This window comes from Bacteroides cellulosilyticus DSM 14838, assembly GCF_000158035.1.
In the GTDB taxonomy this organism is placed as follows: Bacteria; Bacteroidota; Bacteroidia; order Bacteroidales; family Bacteroidaceae; genus Bacteroides; species Bacteroides cellulosilyticus.
In genome coordinates, this window is the sequence record NZ_EQ973491.1 from 980,676 (window position 1) to 983,452 (window position 2,777).

Annotated in this window: 3 protein-coding genes; all 3 read left to right on the plus strand. The window is 31.7% G+C overall.

The features are described 5' to 3' along the window. Positions 1-725 (plus strand): RHS repeat-associated core domain-containing protein (locus tag BACCELL_RS27135; protein ID WP_487042767.1); only part of this gene is annotated, 725 nt, incomplete at its 5' end. Between the two features lie 11 nt (positions 726-736). Further along, entirely contained in the window at positions 737-1,474 is a 738-nt protein-coding gene (locus tag BACCELL_RS15950) for a hypothetical protein (RefSeq protein ID WP_007212944.1), read from the plus strand. A gap of 900 nt (positions 1,475-2,374) precedes the next feature. Next, complete coding sequence (locus BACCELL_RS15960; RefSeq protein ID WP_248604801.1) at positions 2,375-2,692, plus strand: Imm65 family immunity protein; 318 nt, start codon at positions 2,375-2,377, stop codon at positions 2,690-2,692. Positions 2,693-2,777: the final 85 nt, after the last annotated feature.

The following is a 2,777-nucleotide window of genomic DNA, read 5'->3' on the forward strand; positions in this document are numbered from 1 at the left end:
TGGTGCTGGGAAGATTTACGACGATGGACCCTTCTTCAGAGAGTTATTATTCTACCAGTCCTTATGCGTATTGTGGCAATAATCCTGTTAATCGTATAGATCCGATCGGTGCAGACTGGTATCGAGTTAAAAGTAGTGAGGAAAAGTGGGAGTATGTTTGGGATTCAGATATTCATTCTCAGTCTGAACTTGATAAATTAAAAAATGATGCAACTTATTTAGGTAAAACTTATATAGATGAAAATAAAACTTACTATAGTTTATTTGGTAGCAAGGTAAATGCAGAAACTTTAGAAGGTAGTATTTATCAACTTGTAGATAAAGGCATAATTGCTACGGCAGAATATAACCAAGAGGAACAAGTTTCTTGGGGAGGGGAAGATATTCCTAAGCCTAAGGTAGACTTCTCAATAGAAGAGATAACCGCTTCAGATAGTAAATATCTTGGTATTGACTCTCATCGAAATGAGTACAATATTAGTTATGAAAATAGTGCGAAGGGAGTGTACCGGGTTGTTAACGGTGAGGGCTTAATGAAAGCGTCGATGAGAGATTGGATTGGAGATAGTGATATGCCCAAACATATTGGAGGTTGGCAAAGTGGATCCCGAATGTACCATATTCGTTTTATGAATAAAGGAGGATATGATATTGTTCATTTACAATTCTCTGCTAAGAATGCTAATGCGTTATTGCAAAAATATAATAAATTATTTTCAAGATAGAATGAAGAAGAATGTTATATATCTCGTTTTCTTTTTTTTTACTTTTAGGTTGCGTTAGTTCTCGCCCGGAAAAGGATGTGGCTATCCATGATTTGCAATATGATTTATCTCGGTATATAAAGGATTATTATTGTATATATTTGAAATATCCAACTGTAAATGAACTTTGTGATTTTTGTTGGGATATTGTGAATAGTGCCAATGAATATCGTTTTAGGACATATTGTGAATATCAAAACGAAGAAAGACTTAATATAAATGGGACAGGTGCGGAATATCTTCTTTCTTTTTTGAAAGAAAATCATGATAATATCCTTTTTCAAAAGGAAGGTCAAATATTAGTAATCCTATGGCAGTCGAAGCTTTTGCAGACAGTCCATTTGAATTATTGTGATTTAATCAATGAGTCTTATAATAGATGGAATTTCTTTTCCTTCTTTGATTCATTAGGGAATTATAAAAGGATAGATAATGATGAGGAAGATTTCATTGCTATGAGGAAAAAGGTAAAACAGAAATATCAGTCTGTTGACAATGGGCAGGGTGAAATATTGAAACCTTATTTGATTAGATATGATAGAATTTCTAAATATGCTTTTTTATGCCCTCAGGATTCTGAAATAGCAAGTAAACCATATTTAAAGGATTTCGAGATTTTATTAGATTCATTTCTTTTAAAAAAGAAAATGCAAATGATACAATTTGTATCCTTCATTCCTCCGTTTGATTCTGAACATAAGGATTTTTAATCCGTTATCTGATTTTCCCTGTCTCTGAAAGCGAAATGATTTTAGAGGCAGGGCTTATTTATTGTCCTTTGTTGGAAAATCTCAACTAAATAGTTTATTTGTCCTTACTCGTTTATATGTTTACATTTGTATTCGTTATCCAATAATTTACATAAAAAGATTCCAACAGAGTGTTATTCCCAAGAAAAATAGTATTTTTGGAAGAATTATTGAAAAGGATACCTTTGTATATAACTTTAAAAAGAACCGACTATTATGATGGAAAAAAACACTGGTTATTTTGAAACCATGTACCCACGTCCTGTTATCTCTAGTTCTTCTTTCAAATCAATAATGAAACATAATTCACAAGGGAATATGATATATAGAATAAAAAAGATAGCTGTATGAAAAATATAAAATGGTCTCCTATATTAGTCCTATTTCCGTTTATAATAACGTTACATACTTTATGGAGAATATATATTTGTGCATGGACTGCATTTAGCTTTTATGTTATAATAGGATTTATTGCGATAATGCTTATTGTACTTTTATTAGATCGCTTTTTGGTAATGTGTGTAACGGCAAAGATCGTTTGGCTGACTGAAACTCTGGTTATATTATTTGTATTGCTTATATTCTTTAGTAAATGTACATAATGATAGATTCTAAAGTATTACTATTTAGGAAACCCTAATTAGCTAATCATCTGATGGTGATTTGGATTTAAACTCAAGTTCACCAAGTAATATAGACACTAAATTATATTACGAGAATAAGAAAGAAAATAGTAAAATTAAAAAAGTTGAAATGGAACAATTAAACAAGGAGTATAAAATTTATGAATAAAAAATGAGAGGCAAAAAGATGTTTTATTTGGTGATAGTAGATACAAGACAGACTAAAAAAATAGATTGTATGAGAAATGTATTATTAATATTATTACTTATTTCTTTGCCGGGTTGTCAACCCGGCAAAGAATCCCCTGCTCGTTCTACTGCTTTACGGGAAGTTAAGCGTATGATTGATCAAGATTCTTTTCCTGCGAAGTATATCATTATGTATGAGGAACCATCGAATGACATCGGTTCTATCTATATGATAACACCGGCTAACTCTCCATTGGTGGAAGGAAGTTTGGAAAGACCGGAGAAAGTGATAAAGTACAAGGATAGGTATATCTGCTTAATGAATCCTATGGAATCAACTGATATGCCCAAAAGAAAAATTGATTGAGATAACGGATTATCCGAATGATACAACAACAGGTCCTGTATATGATGAAATATGGTATATAGGGGTGTCTAAAAATGGGAAGAAA

Bases quoted from the DNA above. Each gene is read 5' to 3' on its own strand.
- BACCELL_RS15950 (WP_007212944.1), top strand. From the start codon at position 737: ATGTTATATATCTCGTTTTCTTTTTTTTTACTTTTAGGTTGCGTTAGT.
- BACCELL_RS15960 (WP_248604801.1), top strand. From the start codon at position 2,375: ATGAGAAATGTATTATTAATATTATTACTTATTTCTTTGCCGGGTTGT.